Here is an 8005-nt window from a genome sequence, read left to right on the forward strand (position 1 = left end):
TTTTCAGCGACCATTTCATCTTATCATTTTCATAGTAAGAAGTCAATAGTTATTATTTCTTTCAGCAATCAGCCAAAAGCGATGAAGTTTTTCGTTTGTCTTAGTTGGTGCTTATTTATATTAATCCTTTCCTACCATAAAGTCAACACATTTCATACATTTCCTTGTTAAATGATTTAATCAATTATATATAGGAATAAATGTGCCTGTCCTACCTTGGCTTCCGCTTAAAACATATAATCCAACAAATCGTTGATCCCATCCATTTTATTAAATCAAAGACCCATTTGAAACACATTCCCCTTCAACCTAGTAATGCTTTTGGCAAAATCCATAAAACCTGCAAGTGATAGGTAATGGCAATAACAACCTCGATAGATAAGTATAAATGGATGTAAAAATCGAATACTGTAAACTGGTTGTTCCTTTCGGTTAGATTGATTTAAAAATAAACCGCTCAATCACGGAATTTCATTGTCCAAATATTGAAAAATTTTTTTACATTTTTACTTTCTTGTACTATAATAAATATATTTTAAAAATTTCAGGAGAGACTTTTAATCATTATAAAAATAGTTGGGAGAGGGATTTATAAATGATTAATAAAAACACATCTTTGAGGATGCAAAGTATCGTTTTTATTGGCTTTATGGGGGTAGGAAAGACGACGATCGGACAGAAAGTAGCAAGGAAATTATATAGGGACTTTATTGATATAGATCAAGAAATTGAAAAGGAATTCAATATGCCCACTACAGAAATATTCAAGAAGTTTGGCGAAAAGGCTTTTCGCGAAAAAGAAAAAAGTGTGATTGAAAGCCTTAGTCAACAACAATTGAAAATCATTTCAGTTGGAGGCGGGGCATTTTTACAAGAGGATATACGGAATATCTGTTTATCCAATTGCATTGTCTTTTACCTGGACTTATCTTGGGAATACTGGAAAGAAAGAATAGGCTTACTTATTGATAGTAGACCTGTTTTACAAAGCCGGTCCCTTGAGGAAATCGAAGAACTCTTTTACACAAGACAAGAAATATACTCTTATCATCATTCCAAAGTGAATACCAATGATCTTGATGTTGATGAAGTCGCAGACTTTATAGTCGATTCATTGAAAGTGGCCTGGGATATTTATGAACCGCTTAAGTAAGATCATCACTTTGTAACCGATTTTCCCAATAAAAGAATAATAGAAAAGATGAAAAGGGTACAGAGGTATGGATACCTAGCCTCCTGTAAACTAATCACCTTTTTATTTTTCTTTATTAGGAAGACTCTCTAATAATCAGTTCTGGATTCAATATGATTCGCTGTTGTTCACGTTCAACTTTCTCCATTTGCTGATACAGGAGATTCGCTGCCTCTTTTCCAATACGTCTAGGGAATGAGGAAATGGTCGTTAGCGGAGGATGATAGATTTCTGCGACTGGAACGTTATCGAACCCTACGATATCTATATCTTTACCAGGAGTAAATCCTTTCATCATCAATCCTTGCATAACACCGAAGGCAATTAAGTCGCTAAAGCAAAAAATCGCGGTAGGCGGATTAGGATTCTCAAGTACTTTCAATACAGCCTCCAGCCCTCCCTCCCGTGTAGGGGCACTATCTATCACCAGCGATTCATCCACTTCCAATCCCGCTCTTGAAAGAGCTTCACGGTATCCTTCCATTCTCTCGATCCAAGTAGAAGATTCCTTGATGCCACCAAGGAGCGCAATTCTTTTATGTCCCTTTCCAAGGAGATGATCAACAGCCATCCTGGCTCCCTCTGGATAGTCTATGCCTACATAGTCGCTATTCACTCCAGGTAGTTCCCTAACAGCAAGGACCATCGGCGTGTCAATTTCATTTAACCGTTCAATAGTATCTTGTGAGCTTTCAGAGACAGGACAAAGAATCAGGCCTCCCACCCTATGTTCCATCATGGTTGAAAGGAGATGGTCTTGCTTGGCAACCGAGTCGAATGTAGTCCCCAGCAACACTGTATACCCAACCTCATCCAATGCATCGTGAACGCCTATCAGGAATTCAGAAAAAAAGGTATTTGATATGTCGGTAATAATGATTCCTACAGTATCGGAACTCTGCGACCTTAGGTTTGCTGCAATTCTATCGTAAACATAACCCAATTCATGCATGGATTTTAATACTTTTTTTCGCGTCGCTTCCGATATTCGAGGGTTATTGCGAACGATAAGGGAAGCAGTGGATGTAGATACCCCAGCATGTTTCGCTACCTGTTGCAGCGTGACCCGCCCTTTTTTGGATTGTTTCATAGTTCAATCACCATCTTGAATGTATTTTTGATGTACTTATTATTATCATGTTCTTACTATAATAATAATATAGTTACTGTCTTTATTACACCCTTGCTTTTGGAACATGGGTATCTCATCGATTAATACTCACTCCAATACATCTATATCCAATATTAATTAGTTCAAAAAAACGCTACCTAGTTCTAGAAGATGGAGTTTTAAATAATCCTTCAATATTTTTTAACCATGGTTAAATATGGTCTGGTGCTGTGTTAATTTTTTATACCGGTAATATACAAAAGCAGCAGCTAGGATTCCAATAGTTGCAATAAAGCAATCGAAAAGAAATATATGCGATATATCCCCACTCTTAGCGATCAAGCCCGTTGCAATTGGTAAAATGACGCTCGCCAAACTGGATGCAGTCGCAACGATCCCTGTTACAGTTCCTTTTTTCCTCCAGAAAAATTCAGTCATTATTGCAATGGTTAATTGAAATATCCCAGCTGTCGAGGCTCCAAGGAAAAAGGAGCTAATACTTAAGACAATAGGTGAATGAATCGTTAATATGATGATTACCGTAAGTAAAGTAATCATTGGATACAGCAATATCACCGTCACTGGCTTAATCCATTTGTTTAATAAGATGGATAATAGCAGGACGGAAATCAGTGATCCAACACTATAATAGCTCAATAATTTAATTGCACTTGAAGATGGCATCCCAAAAACTTCCTGGCCGAAACTCGGTAACCAGATTTGCGAAACCGTAAATAACGCAGTTGATGTAAACCCAATTATGATTAGCGCGACTCCTTCGCTCCAAAATTTAGGTTCAGTTATGAACCTGTTCATATGCAAATCCTCCTCATTACCGTCAGGATCGGATTTGCTTTTTGGAAATGAAGCGGACAACACAAAAAACATATTCACGAAATAAATGACAGCCGGTAATAAAAATGCAAACCCGTAAAATAATTCGTTCCTAGTAAGAAACAAGATGATGAATGGCAGGATGGTTGCACCTAGTGAACCAAAAGCCTTAACCATAACACTGGCGGAACCAGCAGATTCAGGAAACATTTCAGTTAGCGCCGGATATGTACCAGCATCCATGGCTGAGTTGGAAATTCCCGCAAGTAAAGCAAATACAAAGGCCATTTCATATGTGGGGGAAAATGGAATCCCAATCAAAAAAACTCCCATTACAACCGAGGAGACAATGACCAATGGCTTTCTTCCAAATTTATCCGATAAAACTCCCGAGAGACCATACGTGAGTAATCTGCCTATTCCTATTGCTGCAATAAGATAACTGATGCCAGTAGAGTCCGTATCCCATTGTTCTGTTAAAGAGGGCATGTTCGAGGCGAGAATTATATTTACCATCCCCAGCAGAAAATAGTTAATATACATGCCTGATGCCGCTTTAAAATACTGATTTTTCATTATTACACCCCTATAATAAATCACGTTGTATTTCTCCCCTAGTACTCTTTAATGCAGAATGGAATTACACTAAAGCCTCCCCTTTATGTTATCCATTTAAATGAAAACCACTTTTCAAAAAAAAACGCTAAGAAAAACAAGGGATTTCACTCCCTGCATTTCTTAGCTCCGAGGTTTCTGCTTTCATTTGATGTAATCATTTAACGATGATGCCCATCGAGTATGAAAAAACCTCTATTACGATAAAATGGAGAATAATCTCCAGAGTGGAATCATATTATTCTGCAAACAATTGCTCTTTGATGTAATCAACAGGCATCTGTTGACCTGTCCATAATTCAAAGGCCAATGCACCTTGCCAAAGCATCATCCCAAGACCATTAATAGCTGTAGCTCCCGCAGCCTCAGCTTGTTCCATTAGTTTAGATTTACGTGGGATGTAAACAACATCGGTTACGATTAAATCAGGACGCAGCATAGATTCGTCTTGAATGACACTTAAGCCATCAAGCGGTTTCATGCCAACGCCAGTTCCGTTTGCCAATATATCACTAGTTGCGATTTCAGCCTTTAATTGTTCAACATTTTCAAGAGGGTATACATTGGCTTTCACATTTAAGTGCTTCATATCTTCATTGATGATCCGTACATTCTCTTCTGCTTGTGGGAAGAAAGCATCGTCACGAGCAAAAATGCTGATTTCCACAATCCCTTCCAGCGCAGATTGAATGGCAATTGGAGTAGCAGCCCCACCAGAACCGATAAGAGTCATTTTCTTTCCTTTAATATCTATACCATGTTCTTTTAGGTTCCGAGTATATCCCATTCCATCTGTGCTGTGCCCAACGAACTTTCCACCGACATTGACAACTGTATTAACGGCCCCAGAAAATTTTGCACTGTCTGCCAATTCATCAAGATATGGAAGGATCTTCATTTTATTAGGCATGGATACGTTAAACCCTTTTACATTTAATGCACGCATCCCTTTGACTGCATCTTCCAGCTGTTCATTACCAACTTCAAATGCTAAATAGGCGCAATTCAAGCCTAATTTATCGAAAGCTAAATTATGCATGGCAGGTGATAAAGAATGTCCGATAGGTGTTGCCAGCAATCCTACTAATTCTGTTTTCCCATTAATTCGTCCTAGATTTTCCATGTTCTATTCCCCCTGATTTTTAAAACTTTATATAAATTCCTTCTTGGAAGGAATTATGAGTTAAATATTTTGATCAATGATCCCCAATACATCTCTTAATTGAGTAACAGGAATTTGTCCTGGTGCAGATGCTTCTTTTCCGGCACCGAATGTACAAGCAGATCCAAACACCGCACCTGATAATCGACTGACCAGGCCTGTACCCGACATTGACATCGTAATGAATGGACGATCGGCATACTTTGTTTTCATCGTGTAGGTTGCATCCAATAAAACGAGTAAGTCACCAACAGTTTGGGGCATTACAGCAATTTTTGGAATATGGGCGCCAAATTCCTGCATTTTACGCAATCGGTAAATGATTTCTTCTTTTGCTGGTGTCTTATCGAAATCATGGTTACACATCACTACGTATACTCCATTTTCCTCAGCTGCCTTGACAGTTTCCTTCACTGATGATTCTTCAAAAAACAACTCCACATCGACAAGATCAATATTCTTCGTTTTAATCGCTGTATGAAGAAGTTGGAAATAATAATCATCGCTGATTTCCTTGTTCCCGCCTTCTTTATGGCTTCTAAAAGTGAAAAGCAGCAAAGTATTGGGTACAGCACTTCTAAGTTTAGAAATCATATCCGAAACGGCTTCTATGCTTTCAACTTGTTCATAGACATCTACTCGCCATTCAATGATATCCGGATCTAAAGCATTTACCGTTTCAACATCTTTAAGCAGTTCCTCTTCAGTTGTTCCCATCAGTGGAACGATGATTTTTGGAACTCCTTCTCCGATCGTTACATCTTTGATCGTGATTGTTTTCATGGATGTTTCCCCCTTTTATCATTATCATCAGTGAGATTCATCCCCCACTGATGTTCGGCTAGACCGTTTAATTGGAAACCTTAATTACCTTTTTATATCGATAGGCAACGAATACGGCCAATAAGATACTAACTACCGCTATTGCCACATCAAATAAGAAGACTGCAGTTAAACCAGCGCTCTTAGATATCATACCTGTAACGAAAGGTATGATGATAAAGGCTGAACTAGCTGCAATGTTTACATATGAAGTAATCGTCCCTTTATTGGCTGGGAAGAATTCTGTTATTATCGTCATGGCTAATTGGAACACCCCTGCAGTTGAAAGCCCAATGAAGAAGGCGCTCAATACAGTCATAAATGGTTGCTGGATGTAAATGAGTGACAATAAAGATAATGCTGCAATGATCGGATAGATAATCATGACGGTAATGGGCTTAATTACTTTATTCAATAGAACTGCTAGTAAAATGACAGAAACAAGGGAGCCAATGCTATAGTAACTAAGCAATTGAACAGCCTTAGCCTGGGTTAGCCCCAATACCGCTTGTCCAAAGTTCGGGAGCCAGACTTGAACCAGCATGAATAAAGCAGTTGATGTGAAGCCTAATAGTATGACGGCCATCCCCTCCTGGGCAAACTTCGGTTTTGAGAGGAATTGGTGTTGAACCCGCACAGCTTGTTCATCATCTTGAGTCTGGTTTTGAGCTTTATGATCCGGGAATGAAACCTTAAGCAGGAAAAATCCATTAACAAGATAAACGGCAGCCATTAAGAAGAATGTATACCCGTAAAACATATCTCTAGCTATAAAGAACGCCATGATAAATGGAAGAAGTGCGGCACCGACTGAAACGAATGCTTTTATTAATACGGTAGCGGAACCAGCTTTCTTTTGAAAAGCCTCAATAAGTGCTGGATACGTACCAGCATCCAAAAATGAGTTTGCAATACCAGCACACACAGCAAATATAAATGCCAATGGATAGTTAGGAGCCAAAGGTATACCTATAAGGAAGATCAGGTAGATAAAAGATGCTGAAACAACAAATGGTTTCCTTCCTAATTTATCAGATAGTCTACCGGCGAAAAACAAAGAAACTAACTTACCGATTCCTATAGCAGAGACCAAGTAACTTATCCCTGAGGCACTTGTATTTAATTGATTGGACAAATTTTCCATGTTTGACCCAATGATAATATTGATCATACCTAAAATAAAATAGCTAATATATAAACCTGTGGCCATTTTTATAAATGGATTTTTCATGAAACACACCCCTATAAAAAAAGTTATCGAAATGCAATTTGATTCTTAAGCCTTTCAGAAGTTGCCCCCTTGCCCCATACCATAAATTTAAGAAACATAATTACCGTACTAAATAAAAACAATAAACTTCATTAGGTTAACCACTTTAGTTAGTACATCGTTCTACTATTTTTGTATAACTAGTATATCGTTCTACTAATCTTAATTAATGTTAGTATATCGTTCTACTTAATTTGGTATATCGTCGTTCTACTAACAATTCTAAGCGATTAGTTTCTAAATTCAAAAGGTATTGAATTAACACTTATACTAAAGTTAATTAGTTAACTTTCTTTAGTACATCGTTCTACTGAATTATTATACTGCGCTAATTTAATTGTGTCAAACTCATGAAGCAGTCCTTAATAACTATAAAGTAATTCCTCCTACTCATTATTTCTAAATTTCGAAGTGCTCATTTTGGATCTTATTCACCTTAAAAGTTCAGCCATACCTTGGTTTTGTTACTGTTCATACAAGATGAATAATACTTTTATTTGCAGTGGCTCAAAGTATTTTATCATTTATGAAGACTTCCTTCTTTTTCGATATTCCGCACTTTTTTAGTTACCAGTTTCTGAATAAATTTCTTTTTAGCTAAAATATATGTACTGCTGCTTATTTAAATCCAATTCTCCAGTTATTTGCAATCGATTTGAATAGCCATGTCTAAGTAAGGCTGGAAGAATAACTCGCTTATATCCTAAGTTTAGGATGGGTCAAAATATTCTCAATATAAAATGAGAATCAATATCATCCTTCTCAAGGGTGAAATAACAACTTCTATATAATGGAGTGGCAGGGCTTCATAATTTCCACAAAGCTTTTTAGTTCATAACGCAAAAAAAGACCAGCCGGATGGCTGATCTTTGAAATGGCTTGGCGGCGTCCTACTCTCACAGGGGGAAACCCCCAACTACCATCGGCGCTGAAGAGCTTAACTGCCGTGTTCGGAATGGGAACGGGTGTGACCTCTTCGCTATCGCCACCAAACATGAA

General features: G+C 37.8%; 6 protein-coding genes and 1 rRNA gene. 1 reads left to right on the plus strand and 6 read right to left on the minus strand.

What is annotated here, in order from left to right; genetic code table 11:
• Nucleotides 1-595 precede the first annotated feature (595 nt).
• Nucleotides 596-1153, plus strand: coding sequence for a shikimate kinase (locus tag Q8G36_RS28275; protein ID WP_053533572.1), 558 nt, complete (start codon nt 596-598; stop codon nt 1151-1153).
• A gap of 115 nt (nt 1154-1268) precedes the next feature.
• On the opposite strand, the gene Q8G36_RS28280 is transcribed toward Q8G36_RS28275, so the two are convergent.
• From Q8G36_RS28280 to rrf, 6 genes are all read right to left on the minus strand, one after another.
• Nucleotides 1269-2282 carry a LacI family DNA-binding transcriptional regulator gene (locus Q8G36_RS28280; protein WP_305163114.1) on the minus strand — a complete coding sequence of 338 codons (1014 nt, stop codon included), beginning with the start codon at nt 2280-2282 and terminating at the stop codon, nt 1269-1271.
• A 222-nt stretch (nt 2283-2504) separates the two neighbouring features.
• Nucleotides 2505-3713: an MFS transporter gene (locus Q8G36_RS28285; protein WP_305163113.1), complete on the minus strand. Its 1209-nt coding sequence runs from the start codon at nt 3711-3713 to the stop codon at nt 2505-2507.
• A gap of 277 nt (nt 3714-3990) precedes the next feature.
• Complete coding sequence (locus Q8G36_RS28290; protein ID WP_305163112.1) at nt 3991-4875, minus strand: quinate/shikimate dehydrogenase; 885 nt, start codon at nt 4873-4875, stop codon at nt 3991-3993.
• A gap of 60 nt (nt 4876-4935) precedes the next feature.
• A complete protein-coding gene (gene aroD / locus Q8G36_RS28295) occupies nt 4936-5697 on the minus strand; it encodes a type I 3-dehydroquinate dehydratase (protein WP_305163111.1) in 762 nt (253 codons plus the stop codon).
• A gap of 67 nt (nt 5698-5764) precedes the next feature.
• Nucleotides 5765-6967, minus strand: coding sequence for an MFS transporter (locus Q8G36_RS28300; protein WP_305163110.1), 1203 nt, complete (start codon nt 6965-6967; stop codon nt 5765-5767).
• Between the two features lie 916 nt (nt 6968-7883).
• Nucleotides 7884-7999 (minus strand): 5S ribosomal RNA (gene rrf / locus Q8G36_RS28305).
• Between the last annotated feature and the right edge of the window lie 6 nt (nt 8000-8005).

The sequence above is a fragment of the Peribacillus frigoritolerans genome (genome assembly GCF_030676415.1).
In the GTDB taxonomy this organism is placed as follows: domain Bacteria; phylum Bacillota; class Bacilli; order Bacillales; family DSM-1321; genus Peribacillus; species Peribacillus frigoritolerans_A.

Excerpts from the sequence above, each read along its gene's own strand:
- Q8G36_RS28275 (WP_053533572.1), top strand. The coding sequence starts at position 596 with ATGATTAATAAAAACACATCTTTGAGGATGCAAAGTATCGTTTTTATT.
- Q8G36_RS28280 (WP_305163114.1), bottom strand. The coding sequence starts at position 2,282 with ATGAAACAATCCAAAAAAGGGCGGGTCACGCTGCAACAGGTAGCGAAA.
- Q8G36_RS28285 (WP_305163113.1), bottom strand. The coding sequence starts at position 3,713 with ATGAAAAATCAGTATTTTAAAGCGGCATCAGGCATGTATATTAACTAT.
- Q8G36_RS28290 (WP_305163112.1), bottom strand. The coding sequence starts at position 4,875 with ATGGAAAATCTAGGACGAATTAATGGGAAAACAGAATTAGTAGGATTG.
- aroD (WP_305163111.1), bottom strand. The coding sequence starts at position 5,697 with ATGAAAACAATCACGATCAAAGATGTAACGATCGGAGAAGGAGTTCCA.
- Q8G36_RS28300 (WP_305163110.1), bottom strand. The coding sequence starts at position 6,967 with ATGAAAAATCCATTTATAAAAATGGCCACAGGTTTATATATTAGCTAT.